Raw genomic sequence first — 19,120 nt, 5'->3', positions numbered from 1 at the left:
GGGCGGTGGGGGCGCTCCGGGGCGGCAGCGGGTCAGGTGCGGGGGCGGGCGAGGGCATGAGGACGTCCTGTTCTGTTTCCGTGCGGGTTCTGCGGGCCGTGCCGGTCGTGCGCGGGGGCCTGGGTGCGCAGGGCGGCGGCGACCTGGGTGGCGTAGGTGTCGAGGCCTTCGGCGCCGCTGCCGGCCAGGCCGGTGAGGCGGGGCAGCAGGTCGCCGAAGGCGTTGACCTCGCCGACGGCGGCTCTGCGCCAGCCCACGGCGGGCAGCAGGTCGACCCCGACGCACAGGGTGCGCGGGAAGCAGGCCGCGGCCTGTTCGCACACGCCGAGCAGGTCGGCCCAGCGGGCGCCCGCCGCCTCGACGGCCTCCCGGGCGGTGTCCAGGTCGCCGCGGCTGCCGCCGAGGTGGAGGTTGGTCAGGGGGGTGCGGCTGGTGCGGACCACCGCGTGGGTGGCCCGGCCGGCCACGACGACGACTCTCAGGTCGGCGGAGCGGCCCCGCTGGGAGGCCTTCGGCAGCCAGCGCTCCAGGTGCAGTCCGTCCGGGGCGAGCGCGTCGACGATGGCCGCGACGTCCCGTTCGCGTTCGTAGCGGCGCACAATGAGGGAGTTGAAAAGGCGGCCGTCCGGGGCGAGTTCCACGGAGGTGGTGGCCCTGAGCCGCCCCGCGCCCCCCGACTCCACGGCGAGCACGCCCGACGCGGAGGAGCCGTGCGCGGGCTTGACGAAGAGCCTCCCCATCCGGTTCTCCCGCATCAACGCCCGTACGTCGTCCCAGCCGCGCACCGGGGCGGCCTGCGGCCCCGAGGTGGGCGAGGCGGGCACCGGCACGCCCGCCGCGTCCAGGACGGCGTGGCAGCGCCGCTTGTCGAACAGCACGGTGAGATCGCCCGGGTCGTCGAGCCGGACGCCGCCGCGCAGGCCCCGCAGCGCGGCGGTGAACCCGGCGTACCAGCGGGCCGAGCCCTCCACTCTGGTGGGGTCGTCGGTGCCGCGCAGCAGCCGGTCGACGTCCGCGTCCTCCCCGGGGGAGTCGATCCGGACGATCTCCTCGTCGCCGAACCCGGCCCCGCCGGCGCGCAGGACGTCCGCCCACGGGACGACGCGCGGGCCGGGGAGCCCGGCCGCGCGCACGGCGTCCGCGAAGAGGGTGACCCGGCGGCTCTCCGGGTTGCCCACGACCGCGAAACGGGGCCGCAGGTCAGGCGCCGATCGGGGCATGGCGCCTCCTCGTGGGGCGTGCGCCGCGGTGGCGCGGGATGGGGGCGGGTCGGCGCATGGGGGTCGTGGTCACTCCCCCACGGCCACGTACCGCCACACGGTGCCGTCGTCGTCGTGGTCCTCGTCGGCGTCGTCGCGGTCCAGGTCCACCTCCACGCCGGCGGGTTCCAGGGTCCGGCGGACGCGGTCCTGGAGGGGCTCGCTGAGGTAGTGGTGGTGGAGGTCGAGCTTCTTCAGGTGGGTGAGCGGCTGCCCTTCGAGCAGGGCGGAGGCGCCCTCGTCGGTCAGGACGCCCATGGAGAGGTCCAGCACTTCCAGGCGGGCGACCACCGGGGCGGAGGCGACGGCGGCGGCGACGGCGTCCTGGATCTCGCTGTTGCGCAGGGCGAGATGGCGCAGCCGCGGCAGGCGGGCGCCGGACAGGATCGGCTCCAGATCGGCGGCCTCGCTGTCGCCGCCGTATTCGGGTGTGCCCAGCCACAGGTCCAGGTGTTCCAGAGCGGGCAGGTCACTCGCGGCGATGCCGCGCACGGCCTGCGCGGGCAGGCCGCCGGTCTCCACGGTCAGCCTGCGCAGGCCGGTGTGGCGCACGGCGGGGAAGCGCAGACCGGATCCGCCGCGGACGCCGAACTCCTCCAGGTCGGGGAAGCCGGTGAGCAGGGGCGTGACGTCGGTCTGGTTGATCCAGGAGATCTCGCACTCCTCCATCACCATGTCGCCGAGGAACAGCGCCCGCAGGGCGGGGAAGCGGTCCCGGGCGGCCAGCAGTGCCTCGACGACGGCGGAGGAGTCCGTGTCGTACGCCTCCTGCCAGGCGCCGACGATCACGGCGCGCACGCGGGTGGTGTCGACGGCGGCGCAGAAACGGGCGAAGGCCTCGGTCCAGTCCTCGTCGGCGTCGTACACGTCGCTGGAGATCCGCCAGGCGAAGGCGTCCGGATCGGGCAGGTCGTCCGTGTGCCCGTCGGGGCCGGGGAACGTGTAGGCGGGCAGCCGGTACAGCGCGTGAAGGTGGTCACCGATGGTCATGCGGCTGCTCCTGTGGAGAGAACGGGTGCGTCCTGTGATGCCCGCAGTTCTACCAACAGGGACTGACAACGCCGGGGGGCGGGGCAGCGATTGGGCCTGCCCCCGGGCGGGCGGAATTCGGAACTGCCGCTCGGGCGGGTGGGGCTCGGCCTCTCCCCGGGCGGGCGGGGCTCGGGACTCCCCCGAGCGGGGCGGGGATCGGGCCTGCACCCGGGGCGGGTGGGGCTCGGCCTCTCCCCGGGCGGGCGGGGCTCGGGACTCCCCCGGGGGGCGGGGCCGTGATGCGGGCCGCGGTCGGGGGCCGCCCCGGCAACCCGGGCCTGGTCCGCAGCCGCCGGCCGGCCGGGGGCCGCGTCCGCCTCCGGCCGGGATTCGCGTCAGCCTCCGGCCGGGTCCAGCCGGGGCCCGGGTCCGCCTTTCTGCTCGGATCAGGGGCCGCCGCCGGCCAGTTGGGGTCCGGGGCAGGGGCCAGCCGACTGGGGTCCGCGTCCGCCTCCGGCAGGTGACGGCGGCCCGCCCAACCGCACCGTGACAGCGGCCCGTCCAGCGACACGGTGGCGCCAAACTGTCCAGCGGCACCCTGGCGGCGTCCCGACCGCCCAAACGGTGGCGACCAGCCTGGCGACTCCGCACAGCCAGCCCGGCGACTCTGCGCCCCGCCCGGCGACCCTGCGGCAGCGCGGGCGTCGCAGGACATCGACGGGCGGGGCGCCGACGTCGCGGGCCGCCGGGCGGGCGGTTCACGGCTCAGGTGTCCTGGAGGGACGGCGGCCCGCTGCCCGGCGCGGTGCGGGACACCGGTCTCACGTCGGCGGCGCCGCCTGCGGGGAGCGCGGCGGGCGCCGGCCGGGACTCAGCCCGCGGACGGGCGTGTCAGAACGTCGATCACCTGCTCGCGCACCGCCTCCCAGGCGGTCGCGTCCAGGGCGCCCAGGTCCGTGCGGCGCAGGGCCTCGACGGCCTCCTCGGCGCCGGCGCCGCAGGGGGCGGTCTCGCTGAGCACCTCGTAGCCGTCGCGGACGGCGACGCGGAGCAGCCGCTGCCCGTCGGCGTCGGCGTGCACGGCGGCCGCCACGACGAAGGGCGGCGGGCCGCCCGCCTCGGCGGCGAGCTTGCGGTAGCCGCTGACGGACGGGTCGTTCCACTTCAGGCCGAGCAGGAGCGGCCGCTTCGCCACGACCTCGGCGAGGTCGGTCTCGTACAGGCGGTCGGGTTCCAGCACCGTGGCCCGGGCGTCCAGGACGAGCGCCGCGGGCAGCAGACAGCGCAGGGTGCTGCCGACGAGGTTGCCGCCGACCGTGGCCGTCCGGCGCACGGCCCCGGTGCCCACGGTGGCCGCGGCCTGGCGCAGCACTTCCGGTACGTCGTCGCCGATCCGGTGCAGCACGACGGCCGCGCCCAGCGTCCCCCGCCCGACCGTGTTGGCCTCGGGCAGGTCGCGCAGGGACATGGCCTGATCGGGGAAGCCGTCGCGCTGCCAGGTCGCCCACACGAGGGTGGCGCCGCCTATCGGAACGGCCCCGTCGGACAGGAACTCCTGCGCTTCGGACACGGAGGTGGGAAGACGCAACCACACGACGACCGACCTGCCTTCCCTGTACGTCGGCGGTGGGCAACCGGGTGCGCAGCCGCCGCATGATCACTGACGGAAGGATTCTCCCCAGGCAGGCGGGGGCGCATACAGGGCTCACCGTGGCTTTTCTGCGCCCCCTGCCAAGGGTCCGCAGCACTCGGGGCTGCCCCCAAGTCCTCATCGCCCCGCGCCCGTTCGCGGTCGGGCGGCAGCGGCGCCCCGGCGGTGCTCACTCCGGAAACGCGCCCGGGGCTTCCGCGCCCTCGCCGTACGCGCTGCTCCGCACCTCCGCGCGCCCCCCATTCCCTTTCCTTCTTTTCGTATCGCGCCGTCCAGAACAAGCCAACGCCGCTACGCTGTACGGGTATTCGCCGGGGGAGAGAGCGGCGCATTCTTCGCACCCGTCGGTTCGCGCGAAGCGCAGCGGAATTCAGGTGCGCTCACACTCGGGGGGAACCGAACATCTGTGGAACAGAAAAGCATTCCGACGCGCGTCGGCCCGTATCAGGTGGCGCAGTTCCTCGGCGAAGGCGGGATGGGTTCCGTCTATTTGGCGCACAGCCGCGGCGGCCGACCTGTGGCCGTGAAAGTCATCCGCCCCGAGCTGGCCAGGGAACCGAGTTTCCGCCACCGCTTCGCCCGTGAGGTGACCGCCGCCCGAGCCGTGAACGGCGCCTACACCGCCCCGGTCGTGAACGCCGACACCGAATGCGAACAGCCCTGGCTGGCCACCGTCTTCGTGTCAGGCCCCTCCCTGTGGCAGGCCGTTCGCGCCAACGGGCCCCTCACCATCGAACAGGTGAGGCGGCTGGGCGCCGGACTGGCCGAGGCACTACTGGACATCCACGCCGGCGGAATCGTCCATCGCGACCTCAAACCGCAGAACGTGCTGATGGACACGACCGGTCCGCGGGTCATCGACTTCGGAATCGCCCATGTGACGGACCTTCCGCCACTGACCGATCCGGGCGCCCTGCTGGGCACTCCGCATTTCATGTCGCCGGAGCAGATCAAGGGAAGCAAGCCGACCACCGCGAGCGATGTCTTCTCCTTCGGACTGGTCCTTTCCTTCGCCGCGACCGACCGCAGCCCTTTCGGCACCGGAAGCAATGCCCAGCTCCTTTACCGCATAGCCCACACCGAGCCCGACGTGCGATCGCTTCCGGACGGACTGCGCGTCCTGGTGGCCGCGTGTCTGGCCAAGCATCCGGGACAACGGCCCACCCCGGCCGAACTGCTCGACGCGCTCGGCCACCGCCCCTGCCCCGGCGCGCCCCCCGCACCGCCCGCGCCACGGCCGTACACCCCGACGCTGTGGGAGCCTCAGCCGCGACACGGCGCGGTCGACCTCGCCCGCAACGCGCAGGCCCTGCTCACGGACGGCCTGACGGACGCCCTGCTCATCGAGGCGGCCGGCCATGGATCCTGACCGTGACCTCGCCGCCACCCACTTCCTCCTCGACACCGAGTGGAACCGGCTGGTGAACCGCTGGGCCTCCGGGATCGGGCTGACCGTACGCGACGAGTCCACGCACATGACCGTCGGCGTCACGCGCCGCCCGGCGGACGCGGACGAACTGGGACTCCACCTCACCACGTCCCGCCGCTTCCTGGTGGCGTTCATGACCAACGGCCGCAGCCTGGCCCCCGGCGAACTCGCGCGCGGCGCGGCCGCGGCCAACGCCTGGAACACCGAGCAGCTGACCCCGACCCTGTCCGTCTGGAACGTCCGCGGCACCCGGCCGCACCTGGGAGGCGTGTGCACCCTGCCCCTGTCGTGCCGGATGACCCAGGGCGACTTCGACGCGATCGCGTCCGGCTGGGTCGACCAGGCCGCGACCATGTTCGCCCGATGCCGCGAGGTCTTCAGCCTGTGACGACTCCCCCACACCCGCCGTACCGGTCCCACCGCGACCCGCCCCGGAGGACACCCGGGGCCGTCGTCCGCAGGCTGCTGCTGAGCGCGGCCCTGCTCGCCCCGTTGTTCGTCCTCGTCGCGGCACTGCCCTCCGGCGCCCGGCAGCCGGAGCCCCCGCGGCCCTTCGTGTCGGCCGCCGCGCGAGCGGCGGGGGCGTGCCCGCAGACCGACTTCACCGAGGCCGTGCTGTGCTGGGGGGACGCCGCCTCCCGGGGAGAGCGCTCCATCGTCGTCACGCTCTCCGCGCCCCAGGCGCTCCGCGCGGACAACGGTCTGGACGCCGTGGCGGACGCCGTGCCGCAGCTGCGCGACAAGCTGATCGTGATCGTCGCGGACGGCGTGCGCACCGGCGACGGCGGCACCTTCCTGCTCGCCCTGGCCTCCCACCGCATCGTCGGTGTCCACAGCTCGATCAGCCCGCTGACGGCCGCCGAGCACCGACGGCTGACCGAGCTCGCGGGCTGCCCGCCGGACCGGTTCTGCGACACCGTGCGCACACGGGCCCGCAGCGGAGCCGACCTCGTGGACCGCGGGCTCGCGCAGGACGCCCGCACCTCCCTGTTCACCGCCGGGCCGACGGAGGCCGCGGTCCCGCCGGATGCCGGAGACGGCGCAGACAGCGGTGACCCGGCTGACCAGGGGGCGCGCTCGACGGCGGACACGGACGACTCGTCCGGCGACGGGCTCATCCTTCTCGTCGTCTTCGCGGCAGTGTTCGTCTGTCTCCTGGCCACCATGGTCGTCATGATCCGACGGACCGGGGCGGCGGCCGAGACGCCGCCGGAGGCCACCGTGGCGGCGGCCGGGCCGGACCCGGGCACCCGCCCCACGCAGCACCGGAGCACGAACCGGCACCGGGGGTTCCGAAGGTCGGTATCCGGCACACCGGCGCACCCGGAACCCACCCATCGGACGGAGCCGCCCCATCGGGCGGACGCTTCCCCTCGGACGGCCCCTTCCCCTCGGACGGAGCCGTCCCAGCGGACGGAGCCTTCCCCTCGGACGAAGCCGCCCGCTCCGCCGGCGGCGGGTCCGGCAAGGCCCGCGACGGCGCGGCCCACGCCCCAGCGGACGGTGCCCCGCCCGAAGGCCACGGGCCCGTCGGCCACCGTCCGGACAGCCCTGCGGCCGCAGGGCTATGTGGACATCGACGGCCTTCTCCGCCGCGCGAGTTGGGGCGGGCCCGGAGAGCCTCCCCCGCCGGGACATCCGGTGGACGTCGTCCAGGGGCGCACGGGCGAGCTGACCGTGTACGCCCACGGACCGGCCGACGACGGCCCGCACGGCGACCATGCCGCTCCGCACGCCTGACCCCGCTCCCAAGACACCGCGACAGCGACCTACAGAGGTACTTCCATGCCCGACGAGCGTTCGCAGAGTGTTCCGCTCTACTACGACGACATCGTGCCCGACGGCAACGCCCAGCGGCAGCCCCTGGTGCTGTGCCTGGACACCTCGATGTCCATGGCCGACGCACCCATCACCATGCTGAACAAGGCGCTGCAGGAATGGGTGCGCGACCTGAGCACCGACATCAATCTCGCCCACAGCGTCGAGGTCGCCCTCATCACCTTCGGAGGACGGAAGGTGAGCACCTGGAGGGGCACGACCGAACTGGCCGACGCGGCCGACCCCAGCGCCTTCGTGGCCGCGCACTCGTTCAGCGCCCCCCACCTCCGGGCCGGCGGTGTCACGCTGATGACGGATGCCCTGCGCACCGCCATCCGGCTCGTGGCCGCCCGCAAGACGGCGCTGCGCGAGGCCGGCCACCTCTACTACCGGCCGCAGATCTGCCTCATCACCGACGGCCAGCCGACCACCCCGGAAGGCCACCTCACCGACGACTGGCGCCACGTCGTGCCGCTCCTCGCCGAGCAGCAGGAGAAGAAGAAGTTCCGGCTGTTCGCGATCGGCGTCGGCGGGATCACACCGCGCGGCGAGGAGGTTTTGCGGGCCATCGCGCCCAAGTACTACGCCCGTCTGCAGGGCTTCCCCTTCCGTCAGGTGCTGCAGATGATGTCGGCGAGCGCCGGAGCGCAGGACAAGGGGGACGGCGAGGAGATCTACGAGAAGATCTTCGCCCGCTTCACCACCCAGCGGTCCGCGTGGAACGGGTGAGCGGCATGACGGAGACCTCAGCCCTGTGGCGACTGCACGGGGTCAGTGTGACCGGCCACCGGCACCGCAGCGACAACATGCCCTGCCAGGACGCCTACGTCTGCCAGAGCATCGGCCCCGACACCTTTCTGCTCGCCGTGGCCGACGGGGCCGGCAGCCGGCCGATGTCCCGCGAGGGCGCCCGTCTCGCCGTGAAGCTCGCCCACCTGTACTTCCTGTCCCACTCCTCGCTGCCCCGGGACCCCCGTGCCGTGCGGCACTTCCTGCGCAGGGGGTTCACCTCCCTGCGGGCCGATTTCCTGCGGTACGCCCAGCCGCGGCCCGAGGACTACGCGACCACCCTGACCGTGGTCGTGCACACCAGGCACTGGCTCGGCTACCTCAGCGTCGGCGACGGGTTCGCGGTGCTGCGGGCCGGGACGTCGGGCGGAGCGCCCCAGTTCCACCTGCTGCCCCAGCCGGCCCCGGTGAGCGAGTACAGCAACGAGGCCTTCTTCGTGACCTCCGAGGACGCCGCCGAACGGCTGGAGACGGCCTGCGTCGTCGACGACGAGATCACCGGCATCCTGCTGTCGACCGACGGCCTCACCCAGGCGGCCATGGAATTCCCCGGCAACGACAGCAAGCGCGCCAAGCACACCTTCGTGTCCAAGGTGCTCGGGGCGATGGAGCGGCCGGAGGTGCCGCCCGAGCAGGAGGAGGCCGAGCTGACGCGGCTGCTCCGGTCGCGGCGCCTGGCCGCGGACAACGCCGACGACAAGACGCTCATCAGGGCGGTCAGAAGCTGATGCACAAGGTCTACATCGACGGTGAACCCACCTCGCTGGAGGAGGAGCCGCTGGCCTCGGGCGGGCAGGCCGCCGTCCACGCCGTCGTCGGACAGCCCCAGCGGGTGGTGAAGATCTATCACGACGCTCCCGGGCCGGAGCAGCAGCGGCGGCTGACCAGCATGATCCGTATGTCTCCGCTGACCGGCCGGGCCACCGACGGCCGCCAGGCCGCCGAACTGGCCTGGCCGGCGGCGCTCGCGCGGGACGCCGAGGGCGCCATCGTGGGCTACGCCATGCAGCGCTTCGACCAGCCGGGGCACGTCCCGCTCGCGGCGCTGTTCGACCGGCGCAGCAGGGCGGCCCTGTTCCGGCCGGAGCTCGACTGGCGTTTCCTGCTGGGCGTCGCCTGGAACCTCGCCTACCTCACGGTCCGCCTGCACAGCGAGGGCATCGTGGTCGGTGACTTCTCGGCGCGCAACATCGTGGTGGACCGGGACGGCTTCGTGACGTTCCTGGACTGCGACTCCATGTCCTTCGACGACCCCGACGACGGCACCCACTTCCCGTCCGAGATGCACACCCCCGCCTACAGTGCCCCCGAACGCTTCACCCGGGGGACGGCGTCGCGGGCCAGCGACAGCTTCGCGCTGTCCGTCTGCGTCTTCCAGCTCCTCACCGGCGGCACCCACCCCTTCGCGGGGCACCCGAAGGACGCCCGCTCGGTGAGCATCTCGATGCGCAGTCGCATCTCCGGTGGCATCTCCTACGTCAACCAGCCCGAGCGGGTCGTCGTGCCCAGGGGCACGGTGGCGCCCGGTGTTCTCCCGCCGGCCCTGTTCGCGCTGGCCCAGCGGACGTTCGCCACCGCACCGCCCGATCCGGCGGCACGCCCCACCGCGGTCGAGTGGTTCGAGGCACTCGAGGCGACCAGGAACACGGTGTCGTCGTGCGGCAACCGCACCCACCACACGTACGCCTCCCACCTGAGCTCCTGCCCCTGGTGCGAGCGGCTCGCGCAGCAGTACCCGGATCTGTTCGAGTCCGCTCCCGTACCGCAGCCCCGCACCTTCGCCGACACGAGTCCGGGCAGGACCGATCCGCCCCTCCCCCGGCCCACGCCCCCGCCGCCGACACCCCCGGTTCCCGCGTCGGGCGCCCTTCCCGTCGTCCTGGTGTTCGTCTTCCTCGTGCTCCTCGTCCTGGGCGTCATCGCCCTGGTCTTCGCCTGACCCGGGCCCGCCGGCCCGGCTCCGCCCGGCCAGGTCGGCGTCCCGCACCGGCACGCCCGCGGCGGCCGCACGCTGCGAAATTGCGTTGCGGCCGCTCCCCCTTCCCCGGACCCTGACCCCATGTCCTACGTCCTGCGTCCCGCCACGCTCACCGACGCGCCCGCCGTCACCGACCTGCTCAACGCCGTCGACCTCATCGAGATCGGCCGGCCCGAGACGGACCTGCACACCGTCGAGGCGGATCTGAAACACCCGGGAACCGATCTGGAGCGGGACTCCTGGCTGGCCTTCGACGGGGACCGGCTGGTGGCCTACGGGCTGCTGTGGGACGAGTCGGGCGGTGAGCGCGTCGACATCGACCACTACGTGCTGCCCGACCACCAGGAGGCCGGGCGGATCCTCCTGGACGCCATGGAGGCCCGCGCCCTGCGCAAGGCGCGGGAGAACGGGGCCGAGCGGGCCGTGGTGCACCTCCACCTGAACGTACGCCCCACCCTCGACACCGACCTCATACGCACCCGGGGATGGTCCGTCGTACGGCGCTACCACGTGCTGCGCCGGCCCCTGGACCCCGCGACGGACCTCGCGCCGGCCCTGCCCGAAGGGGTGCGGATGCGGTCCTGTGCCGCCGAGGCCGACCGGCTGCGCGTGCACGAGCTGTACCAGTCGACGTTCGCCGAGCACTTCGACTTCCAGCCCCGCGGTTACGAGCAGTGGCTGCACGACGTCGACGCCGCGGGCCTCGACTGGTCGCTGGTGTGGATCGTCGGCACGGACGAGCTGGGGGACGCCGGGTTCCTGCTGGCCCGGGACGACCGTGAGGCCATGGGGTGGATCCGCAGCATCGGCGTGCTGGCCGACGCCCGGGGGCGCGGTCTGGCCGGGCTCCTGCTGCGGCACGCCTTCGCCGCGTTCGCCGCGCGGGGGCGGGACATGGTGGGGCTGGGCGTGGACACCTCGAACGCCACCGGGGCTCCCGAGCTGTACGCGCGCAACGGCATGACCGTCCACTACGCCGTCGACACGTGGGAGGCGGTACTGAGCTGACGGTGAGGCCGGCTTTCGAGGGAGCGTCGACCGGACCGCGTGGCGGGCGCGAGGGGCGTCAGCGGTCCGAGGCGCGGAGGGTGCCGTCCCCGGGGAGCGGGCCCGGCGCGGGGCCGTCGGTGCGGTGGTCGGCGTGGCCCGGGGAGGGATCGGGGCCGGGGCCCGGGGCGTGATCGGGGCCGAGGACACCGTGCGTGCCGCCGTACCTACCGGCGTGACCTGCGCCGTCGGTACCCGCGTAGGTGGAGCCGTACGGGACCGCGTGACCGGCGCCGTACGTACCCGCGTGCGCGGCGCCGTACGGGACCGGGAACCCGGGGACGGGGCCGTGAGGAAGCGGAGGGCGGCCGTACACGCCGGGGAAGGGCGCCGGTGCCGGGGCCTGGGTGGTCCGGGCCGGCGGCCGACGGCGGGTCAGCCACAGGACGGCCGCCGTGTAGAGGGCCATGGCCGCCACGTCGAGGACCACGAGCTGCCAGGGGGCGTCGGCAGCGGTGTCCTCGCTCCTGAGGCCGTCGACGGCGGCCGCCGAGACGCCGAAGGCGAGCAGGTTGTTCACGGCGTGCAGCCCGATGGCCGCCTCCAGTCCGCCGGTGCGCACGGTCAGCCAGCCGGCCACGGCGCCGAACACGGTCAGGTCGGCGAAGCCCCAGGGAGTGCCCCAGCCGTGGGCCGCGGCGAACAGGACCGCCTGCGGCAGGATCGCCCACCACGGCGAGCGGAGGAAGCCGCCCACCGCCTGCGTGAGCCAGCCGCGAAAGACGTACTCCTCGGCCGCCGCCTGCAGGGGCACCAGGACGACGAGCACGGCGAGGGCGGGCGCGAACACCTCCCAGCCCGCCCATCGCGCCGGCGGGCCGTCGTCCCCGGGAAGCAGGAGCATCGCACCGGTGGTCACGGCGAGAACCGGGAGCGCCACCAGCACGCAGCGGGCGAGAAGGCGCCATCGCAGTCGGCCGGTCACGGACGAGACCGTGCCGGCCGGGCGGCGGCCGATCCAGCGCACGGCGAGCAGGACCACGGGGGTCGCCACGGCGAGCATCAGCAGGTCGACGGCGGTGCCGGAGACAGGGCCGAACTCCACCGTCCCGTCGGGGCCTTCGGGGTAGCCCTGCGCGATGCCCAGTGCGGAGACGAGGCCGTAGAGCAGGATCACGAGGATCGTGTAGGCGGCGGAGACGAACAGGGTCCCGACGACGGGACGCCACCAGCGGTGCCGGGCCGAGACACGGGCCAGGCGGTGGTAAGCGAGCGGTTCGGGGGGTCTGGGGACGTTCGGGCTCCCATGAGTTCCCGGGCTCGCCGGGCTTCCCGGATGTCTTCCCCCTCCCGTGCTCCCTGGACGTCCTTGCCCTCCCGGGCTCCCCGGAGCTCCCGGGGTTCCCGTGACAGCGGGTGGGTGCGGCGTGGCCGGCAGCGGATGCGTCATGGCAGCCAGCCTCCCCGACGGCCCGGGCCCGGGCATCGGCCCCCGGCACGAACGGTGTCTCCATCGGAGGGTAGAGACCGGGCTCGTCCCGGGGGCGGGTGCCGTGCCCCCGCGCCCCGCCCTACGCTCGTGGCGACATGGAGACGATAAGGAACTGGCTGCTCCCGGCCCTGCTGGCGGCCGGACAGACCGCCTGGCTGTGGCCCGGGGCGGCGCTGGCCGGCGAGGGGACACCCGGGGCGGCGGGCACGGTCGTCGTGGTGTGCGCGCTGGCCGTCGAGACGGCCGCGCTGGGCCGGCGGCGACAGGAGCCGGTACGGGCGCTGGCGTGGACGCTGGCCACGCTCGTCGTGGCCCAGGTGGTCTGGCGGGACGGCTCTTTCGGGCTGGGCGCACTGGTCGCGCTGTACTCCGTGGCGGTCCGCCGCCCCGTGCCGGTGACGCTGCGGGCCCTCGCCGCGGTCGTGGGGGTCGAGTGGCTCCTGTCCCTCGCCCACGTGGGGTGGCGGCCCGCGCTCGCCGCGGAGTGGGCGCTGGGCGCGCTGGTGTACGTCGTCTGCGCGGGGCTCGGCGAGGGCCGGCGCCAGTGGCTGCGCGGACGGTCGCGGGCGGCGCGCCGGCTGGCCGGGGCGGAGGAGACCCGGCGGCGTGCCGGTGACACCGAACGGCGACGACTGGCCCGCGAGTTGCACGACGTGAGCGCCCACCATCTGACGTCCGTCGTCATCACGGCCGACGCCGCGCGCCGGCTGGGGGACGGCAGGCCCGAGATGACCGCCGAGGCGCTGGCGTTCGCGGAGCGCACCGGCGCCGAGACCCTGACGTCGCTGCGGCGGCTCGTCGGTGTCATGCGGGACGCCGACCGTCCGGACCCGCGTCCGATGACCGCGCGGATCGAGGAACTGATCGCGGGGTTCGGCCGATTGGGGCGCCCGATCGCCGCCGAGCTCCCCGACGACCTGGCCGGGCCGGCGGCCGAGGCGGTCCACGGGATCGTCCGTGAGGCCCTCACCAACGCCTTGCGGCACGCGCCGGGATCCGCGGCCCGTGTGAGCGTCCGGCGTGGAGACGGCGTCCTGGAGCTGACCGTGGACAACGCTGCCCCACGCGGCCCGGTGCCGCACGCCGTGGGCGGCCTGGGGTCGGGACGCGGCGTCGCGGGGATGAGGGAACGGGCGGCCGCGGTCGGCGGCGAGCTGTCGGCCGGTCCCGGGCCCGGCGGTGGCTGGCGGGTGCGGGCGACGCTGCCGGACGGCACGGGGCCCTGGCAGCCGGCCGAGGGCGCGGAACGGCGTGACGTCCTGCTGGAGCAGCGGCTCGCCGATCCCGCTCTGGCCTTCGCCGCGGCGGTCCTGCCCCTGGCGGCGGCCCTGGCCGTCGCGGAGGAGTGGACGGGCGCGAGTCTGCGCGGGGCGGTGCCGGGACTGCTCGTCCTGACCGTGCTGCTGTCCGTCCACGCGCTGCCGCTGCTGTGGCGTCGGCGTGCCCCGTGGGCGGCGTTCCTCGGCGTCCTCGGCACGGCGTGGCTGTGGCCCGTGGCCGTCGCCGGGGCGTCCCTGCCGTCGCGGGTGTCCCAGTTCTTCGCCGCCGGGGTGCTCGCGGAGTTGCTGTCGGTGTACGCGCTGGCGGTCTACGGCCGTGGCGCGGCCCGTACGTGGCCCGCGGTGGGTGCGGCGGCGCTGTCGGTCTCCGCCGTGTTGCCGGCGACGGCGGCCGCGGACGAGGAGGTGACGGGCGACATCGCCGTGTGGATCACCGCGGCGGTGATGGTCGTGCTGCTGTGCGTGCTGTGGGCCGCCGTGGTCGCCGCCGTGTGGGGTACCGGGCTCGCGGTGAGGCGGCGACGGCTGCGGGTGCTGGGCCAGGAGGACTTCGCGCTCGCGAGTTCGCTGTGGCACGCGGAACGGGCCGCGGACGCCGAACGGCTCCGTCTGGCGGCGAGGTTGCGCGACGCCGTGCTGGAGCGCACGGCCGCCCTGGTCGAGCAGGCCCGCCGGGGGAGGCTGGAGGAAGTGGCCGTGGAGGCCCGGTCGGCCCTGGCCGCGATGCGTGAACTCCTGCACGGCCTGGGCGAGTCGGAGGATCCGGGGCAGCGGCTCACGCCGGCGCCCACGGTCGCGGACCTGGAGGCGCTCTGCCGGGACCTGCGCGCGGCCGGCCGGGACGTGACGCTGCGGGGCCTGCCGGAGGCCGGGCGGGACCTGCCGGCCTCGGTGGCCCTGTCGGCGTACCGGATCGTCGAGGCGGCCCTGGGCGCGGGCGGTCACGGGCCCGCCCGGGTCACGCTGAGACGGCGCCGGGACACCCTGCGGGTCACGGTGACGGGCGTGCGGCCGGCCGTGACGGGTCCGGTCGCCGAACGGCTGCGGGTGCAGGCCGGCTCGGGTGCCGGCCGTATCGCGTTCGAACAGGCCGGTATCGTACGGGTGTCGCTGCCCGCCGGGCCGAGTCCGGCGCCCGTCCAGGAGGTGTCCCCGTCGCCGTACGCGTGATGGTCGTCGACGACCAGGCGGTGGTCCGCGCCGGATTCGCCGCCATCGTGGACGCCGAACCCGACCTGACCGTCGTCGGCGAGGCCGGTGACGGGGCGTCGGCGGTGTCGCTCGCCGCCGACGAGGCGCCCGACCTCGTGCTGATGGACATCCGTATGCCCGGCATGGACGGCCTCACCGCGACGCGCCTGGTCACCGCGCTCGAGAGCCGGCCACGGGTGCTCGTCCTGACCACCTTCGACCTCGACACGTACGTGTACGAGGCGTTGCGGGCCGGCGCGTCCGGGTTCCTGCTCAAGGACGCCCGGCCGGAGGACCTCCTGACCGCGATCCGGGTCGTCGCCGCCGGGGAGGGCATCCTCGCCCCGACCGTGACCCGCCGCCTCATCGACACGTTCGCCGGGGGCGCCCCGCAGCCGCCGTCCGTGACGGGCGCCCTGTCCTCCCTCACGCCACGCGAGAGGGAGGTGCTGCTGCACATCGCGTCGGGCCTGACGAACGCCGAGATCGGAGCGGCGCTCGGGGTGACCACGGGCACCGTGAAGACCCATGTGAACGCGCTGCTGTCCAAGCTGGGCCTGCGGGACCGGGTCCAGGCCACGATCCTGGCGTACGAGAGCGGGTTGGTCAGGCCGCGCGGCGCGGCCGGCGTGTAGCGCCGACGGCGGGTCGGCCGGCACCGGTGGCCCGGCGTGCAGGACCGCGGCCACGCCGTCGTCGCCGGCCTCACGCCCCTCCTGCACGGCCGCCGGCTGCCGTCGCTCCGTGTCGGTGCCGAGGGTAACCCGCGCGCGAGGCGCCGGAGCGCTTCGGCGTGCGGGCCACCTCGACGGACGGCAACCGGACGGCAGTGGGGACGGTTCGTGGCCGTCGGCGGGACCGGGCCGGCTAGCGGACCTCCACCAGCAGGTCGCCGCCCTCCACCTGCTGGATGCGGGTGATGGCGAGCCTGCTGACCCGGCCGGCCCGCGGGGCGGTGATGGTGGCCTCCATCTTCATCGCCTCGATGGTGGCCACGGTGGCGCCGGCCGCCACCTCGTCGCCCTCGGTGACCGCCAGCGTCACCACGCCCGCGAAGGGTGCGGCGACGTGGCCGGGGTTGGACCGGTCGGCTTTCTCGGTGACCGGGATGTCGGAGGCGGCCGCCTTGTCGCGGACCTGGATGGGCCGCAGTTGGCCGTTGAGGGTGGCCATCACGGTGCGCATACCGCGTTCGTCTGCCTCGCCGATCGCCTGGAGCTCGATCAGGAGCCGCACGCCGGGCTCGAGGTCGACGGCGTACTCCTTGCCCGGGCGCAGGCCGTAGAAGAAGTCCTTGCTGTCGAGCACGCTGGTGTCGCCGAAGGCCTGGCGGTGGGTGTCGAAGTCACGGGTCGGGCCGGGGAAGAGCAGCCGGTTCAGGGTGGCGCGGCGGGTCTTCTCCAGGCCTTCGCGGTCCTCGGCGGTCAGCTCGGTCACGGGCTTGGGTTCGGCGCGGCCCTGGAGGGCCTTGGTGCGGAAGGGTTCGGGCCAGCCGCCGGGCGGGGTGCCGAGTTCGCCGCGCAGGAAGCCGATGACGGAGTCGGGGATGTCGTACCTGTCCGGTGCCGACTCGAAGTCCTCGGGGCTCACCCCGGCGCCGACCAGGTGCAGGGCGAGGTCGCCGACCACCTTGGAGGACGGGGTGACCTTGACCAGGCGGCCGAGGATGCGGTCGGCGGCGGCGTACATCGCCTCGATGTCCTCGAAGCGGTCGCCGAGGCCCAGCGCGACGGCCTGCGTGCGGAGGTTGGAGAGCTGGCCGCCGGGGATCTCGTGGTGGTAGACGCGGCCGGTGGGTGAGGCGAGACCCGCCTCGAACGGGGCGTAGATCCTGCGGACGCCCTCCCAGTACGGCTCGAGGTCGCCGACCGCCTGCAGGTCGAGGCCGGTGGGGCGCTCGGAGTGGTCGGTGGCGGCGACGAGCGCGGACAGCGAGGGCTGCGAGGTCGTCCCGGCCATGGAGGCCACGGCCCCGTCCACGGCGTCCGCGCCGGCCTGGATGGCGGCGAGGTAGGTGGCGAGCTGACCGCCCGCCGTGTCGTGGGTGTGCAGGTGCACCGGCAGGTCGAACTCGCGGCGCAGCGCGGAGACGAGCTTGGCGGCGGCGGGGGCACGCAGCAGTCCGGCCATGTCCTTGACGGCCAGGACGTGGGCCCCGGCCTCGACGATCTGCTCGGCCAGGCGCAGATAGTAGTCGAGGGTGTAGAGGCGCTCGTTCGGGTCGGACAGGTCCGAGGTGTAGCAGAGGGCGACCTCGGCGACCGCCGTGCCCGTCTGGCGTACGGCGTCGATGGCGGGGCGCATCTGGCCGACGTCGTTGAGCGCGTCGAAGATGCGGAAGATGTCGATGCCGGTGGCGGCGGCCTCCTGAACGAAGGCGTCGGTCACCTCCGTCGGATACGGGGTGTAGCCGACGGTGTTGCGGCCGCGCAGCAGCATCTGCAGGCAGATGTTGGGGACGGCCTCGCGCAGGGCGGCCAGGCGCTCCCAGGGGTCCTCGGCGAGGAAGCGCAGGGCGACGTCGTAGGTGGCGCCGCCCCAGCACTCCAGGGAGAGCAGCCCGGGCAGGGTGCGGGCGACGACCGGGGCGGTGGCGAGCAGGTCCTTGGTGCGGACGCGGGTGGCGAGCAGTGACTGGTGGGCGTCGCGGAAGGTGGTGTCGGTGACGCCGATGGTCGGGGACTCGCGCAGCCAGCGGGCGAATCCCTCGGGGCCCTGCGCGACCAGGCGCTGCCGGGAGCCGGCGGGCGGCTCGCCCTCGGGCAGGGGCGGCAGCTTGGTGGTGGGGTCGATCAGCTCGGGCCGCTCGCCGTGCGGCTTGTTCACGGTGACGTCGGCGAGGTAGGTCAGCAGTTTCGTGCCGCGGTCGGCGGAGTGGCGGGCGGTCAGCAGGTGCGGCCGCTGCTCGATGAACGAGGTCGTGACGCGCCCGGCCTGGAAGTCGGGGTCGTCGAGCACGGCCTGGAGGAAGGGGATGTTCGTGGCCACGCCGCGGATGCGGAACTCGGCCACGGCCCGCCGGGCCCGGCCGATCGCGGCCTGGAAGTCCCGGCCCCGGCAGGTGAGTTTGACCAGCATCGAGTCGAAGTGGGCGCTGATCTCCGTACCCGCGTGGGTGGTGCCGCCGTCCAGGCGGATGCCGGAGCCGCCCGGCGAGCGGTAGGCGCTGATGCGGCCGGTGTCGGGGCGGAAGCCGTTGGCGGGGTCCTCGGTGGTGATGCGGCACTGGAGGGCCGCCCCGCGCAGGGTGACCGTGTCCTGCGAGAGACCGAGGTCGGCGAGGGTCTCGCCGGAGGCGATGCGCATCTGGGCCTGGACCAGGTCGACGTCGGTGACCTCCTCGGTGACCGTGTGCTCGACCTGGATGCGCGGGTTCATCTCGATGAAGACGTGGTTGCCGTCGCGGTCGAGGAGGAACTCGACGGTGCCGGCGTTGCGGTAGCCGATCTGGCGGGCGAAGCGGACGGCGTCGGCGCAGATGCGGTCGCGCAGCTCCGGGTCCAGGTTGGGGGCGGGCGCCAGCTCGATGACCTTCTGGTGGCGGCGCTGGAGCGAGCAGTCGCGTTCGAACAGGTGGATGACGTTGCCCAGGCCGTCGGCGAGGATCTGCACCTCGATGTGGCGGGGGTCGACGACGGCCTTCTCGAGGAAGACGGTGGGGTCGCCGAACGCGGAGGCGGCCTCCCGGGACGCCGCCTCGATGGCCTCCCGCAACTGCGCGGGGTTCTCCACGCGCCGCATGCCGCGTCCGCCGCCGCCCGCGACCGCCTTCACGAACACCGGGAAGCCGATCTCGTCGGCGGCGCGCACCAGCTCGTCGACGTCGGTGGAGGGCGCCGAGGAGCCCAGCACCGGTACGCCGGCGGCGCGGGCCGCGGCGACCGCGCTGGCCTTGTTGCCGGTCAGCTCCAGGGTGCGGGCGTCCGGCCCGACGAAGGTGATGCCGGCCTCCTCGCAGGCGCGGGCGAGTTCGGGGTTCTCGGAGAGGAATCCGTACCCCGGGTAGACCGCGTCCGCGCCCGCCCGGCGTGCCGCCCCCACGATCTCCTCGACGGAGAGGTAGGCGCGCACCGGATGGCCCTGTTCGCCGATCTCGTAGGCTTCGTCGGCCTTCAGCCGGTGCAGCGAGTTGCGGTCCTCGTAGGGGAAGACGGCGACCGTGCGCGCGCCCAGCTCGTAGCCGGCGCGGAAAGCCCGGATCGCGATCTCACCACGGTTGGCGACCAGCACCTTGCGGAACATCCTGGATCCCTTCAGCCTGCCCGGTGACGGGA

The 19,120-nt window shown here is 74.3% G+C and carries 14 protein-coding genes; 9 read left to right on the top strand and 5 right to left on the bottom strand.

Features of this window, described 5'->3' with window-relative positions; translation table 11 throughout:
* Window positions 1-32: 32 nt before the first annotated feature.
* From ACIHAR_RS09285 to ACIHAR_RS09275, 3 genes are all read right to left on the bottom strand, one after another.
* A complete protein-coding gene (locus tag ACIHAR_RS09285; RefSeq protein ID WP_400018186.1) occupies window positions 33-1,220 on the bottom strand; it encodes an STM4014 family protein in 1,188 nt (395 codons plus the stop codon).
* Between the two features lie 69 nt (window positions 1,221-1,289).
* Window positions 1,290-2,249 (bottom strand): STM4015 family protein, encoded by a 960-nt coding sequence (locus ACIHAR_RS09280; protein WP_365457710.1) that lies wholly within the window; start codon window positions 2,247-2,249, stop codon window positions 1,290-1,292.
* Window positions 2,250-3,102: 853 nt separating this feature from the next.
* Window positions 3,103-3,825: an FAD binding domain-containing protein gene (locus ACIHAR_RS09275; protein WP_400018184.1), complete on the bottom strand. Its 723-nt coding sequence runs from the start codon at window positions 3,823-3,825 to the stop codon at window positions 3,103-3,105.
* A 463-nt stretch (window positions 3,826-4,288) separates the two neighbouring features.
* Here ACIHAR_RS09275 and ACIHAR_RS09270 point away from each other — a divergent pair, with 463 nt between their 5' ends.
* From ACIHAR_RS09270 to ACIHAR_RS09240, 7 genes are all read left to right on the top strand, one after another.
* Complete coding sequence (locus ACIHAR_RS09270) at window positions 4,289-5,251, top strand: serine/threonine-protein kinase (protein ID WP_365457704.1); 963 nt, start codon at window positions 4,289-4,291, stop codon at window positions 5,249-5,251.
* Window positions 5,241-5,699 carry a hypothetical protein gene (locus tag ACIHAR_RS09265; protein WP_365457701.1) on the top strand — a complete coding sequence of 153 codons (459 nt, stop codon included), beginning with the start codon at window positions 5,241-5,243 and terminating at the stop codon, window positions 5,697-5,699. The genes ACIHAR_RS09270 and ACIHAR_RS09265 overlap by 11 nt, the downstream gene beginning before the upstream one ends.
* Window positions 5,696-7,051, top strand: a complete 1,356-nt coding sequence (locus ACIHAR_RS09260) for a hypothetical protein (RefSeq protein ID WP_400018181.1) — start codon at window positions 5,696-5,698, stop codon at window positions 7,049-7,051. Before ACIHAR_RS09265 ends, ACIHAR_RS09260 begins: the two co-directional genes overlap by 4 nt.
* Window positions 7,052-7,096: 45 nt before the next feature.
* A complete protein-coding gene (locus ACIHAR_RS09255; protein ID WP_365457695.1) occupies window positions 7,097-7,858 on the top strand; it encodes a VWA domain-containing protein in 762 nt (253 codons plus the stop codon).
* A 5-nt stretch (window positions 7,859-7,863) separates the two neighbouring features.
* Entirely contained in the window at window positions 7,864-8,646 is a 783-nt protein-coding gene (locus ACIHAR_RS09250; RefSeq protein ID WP_400018179.1) for a PP2C family serine/threonine-protein phosphatase, read from the top strand.
* The gene (locus ACIHAR_RS09245) at window positions 8,646-9,857 is read left to right on the top strand and encodes a protein kinase (protein ID WP_400018176.1); all 1,212 of its coding nucleotides are present in this window, start codon (window positions 8,646-8,648) and stop codon (window positions 9,855-9,857) included. The genes ACIHAR_RS09250 and ACIHAR_RS09245 overlap by 1 nt, the downstream gene beginning before the upstream one ends.
* A 120-nt stretch (window positions 9,858-9,977) precedes the next feature.
* Window positions 9,978-10,904 carry a GNAT family N-acetyltransferase gene (locus ACIHAR_RS09240; protein WP_400018174.1) on the top strand — a complete coding sequence of 309 codons (927 nt, stop codon included), beginning with the start codon at window positions 9,978-9,980 and terminating at the stop codon, window positions 10,902-10,904.
* A gap of 58 nt (window positions 10,905-10,962) precedes the next feature.
* Here the strand turns inward: ACIHAR_RS09240 and ACIHAR_RS09235 are convergent, their stop codons facing one another.
* Window positions 10,963-12,060 carry a lysostaphin resistance A-like protein gene (locus tag ACIHAR_RS09235; RefSeq protein ID WP_400018172.1) on the bottom strand — a complete coding sequence of 366 codons (1,098 nt, stop codon included), beginning with the start codon at window positions 12,058-12,060 and terminating at the stop codon, window positions 10,963-10,965.
* Between the two features lie 410 nt (window positions 12,061-12,470).
* Between ACIHAR_RS09235 and ACIHAR_RS09230 the strand changes: the two genes are divergently transcribed.
* Both ACIHAR_RS09230 and ACIHAR_RS09225 read left to right on the top strand, forming a co-directional pair.
* Window positions 12,471-14,825 (top strand): histidine kinase, encoded by a 2,355-nt coding sequence (locus ACIHAR_RS09230; RefSeq protein WP_400018169.1) that lies wholly within the window; start codon window positions 12,471-12,473, stop codon window positions 14,823-14,825.
* Window positions 14,825-15,481 carry a response regulator gene (locus ACIHAR_RS09225; RefSeq protein ID WP_400018167.1) on the top strand — a complete coding sequence of 219 codons (657 nt, stop codon included), beginning with the start codon at window positions 14,825-14,827 and terminating at the stop codon, window positions 15,479-15,481. The genes ACIHAR_RS09230 and ACIHAR_RS09225 overlap by 1 nt, the downstream gene beginning before the upstream one ends.
* A 232-nt stretch (window positions 15,482-15,713) precedes the next feature.
* Here ACIHAR_RS09225 and ACIHAR_RS09220 read toward each other — a convergent pair whose 3' ends face one another.
* On the bottom strand, window positions 15,714-19,088 hold the full coding sequence (locus ACIHAR_RS09220; RefSeq protein WP_400018165.1) for a pyruvate carboxylase: 3,375 nt from the start codon (window positions 19,086-19,088) through the stop codon (window positions 15,714-15,716).
* Window positions 19,089-19,120 lie beyond the last annotated feature (32 nt).

Origin of the sequence: Streptomyces sp. NPDC052016, assembly GCF_044548445.1 — a bacterium.
GTDB lineage: Bacteria > Actinomycetota > Actinomycetes > Streptomycetales > Streptomycetaceae > Streptomyces.
This window is presented reverse-complemented; position numbering and strand designations above follow the sequence as displayed.

Bases quoted from the DNA above. Each gene is read 5' to 3' on its own strand.
- ACIHAR_RS09285 (WP_400018186.1), bottom strand. From the start codon at position 1,220: ATGCCCCGATCGGCGCCTGACCTGCGGCCCCGTTTCGCGGTCGTGGGC.
- ACIHAR_RS09280 (WP_365457710.1), bottom strand. From the start codon at position 2,249: ATGACCATCGGTGACCACCTTCACGCGCTGTACCGGCTGCCCGCCTAC.
- ACIHAR_RS09265 (WP_365457701.1), top strand. From the start codon at position 5,241: ATGGATCCTGACCGTGACCTCGCCGCCACCCACTTCCTCCTCGACACC.
- ACIHAR_RS09255 (WP_365457695.1), top strand. From the start codon at position 7,097: ATGCCCGACGAGCGTTCGCAGAGTGTTCCGCTCTACTACGACGACATC.
- ACIHAR_RS09250 (WP_400018179.1), top strand. From the start codon at position 7,864: ATGACGGAGACCTCAGCCCTGTGGCGACTGCACGGGGTCAGTGTGACC.
- ACIHAR_RS09245 (WP_400018176.1), top strand. From the start codon at position 8,646: ATGCACAAGGTCTACATCGACGGTGAACCCACCTCGCTGGAGGAGGAG.
- ACIHAR_RS09240 (WP_400018174.1), top strand. From the start codon at position 9,978: ATGTCCTACGTCCTGCGTCCCGCCACGCTCACCGACGCGCCCGCCGTC.
- ACIHAR_RS09230 (WP_400018169.1), top strand. From the start codon at position 12,471: ATGGAGACGATAAGGAACTGGCTGCTCCCGGCCCTGCTGGCGGCCGGA.
- ACIHAR_RS09225 (WP_400018167.1), top strand. From the start codon at position 14,825: ATGGTCGTCGACGACCAGGCGGTGGTCCGCGCCGGATTCGCCGCCATC.
- ACIHAR_RS09220 (WP_400018165.1), bottom strand. From the start codon at position 19,088: ATGTTCCGCAAGGTGCTGGTCGCCAACCGTGGTGAGATCGCGATCCGG.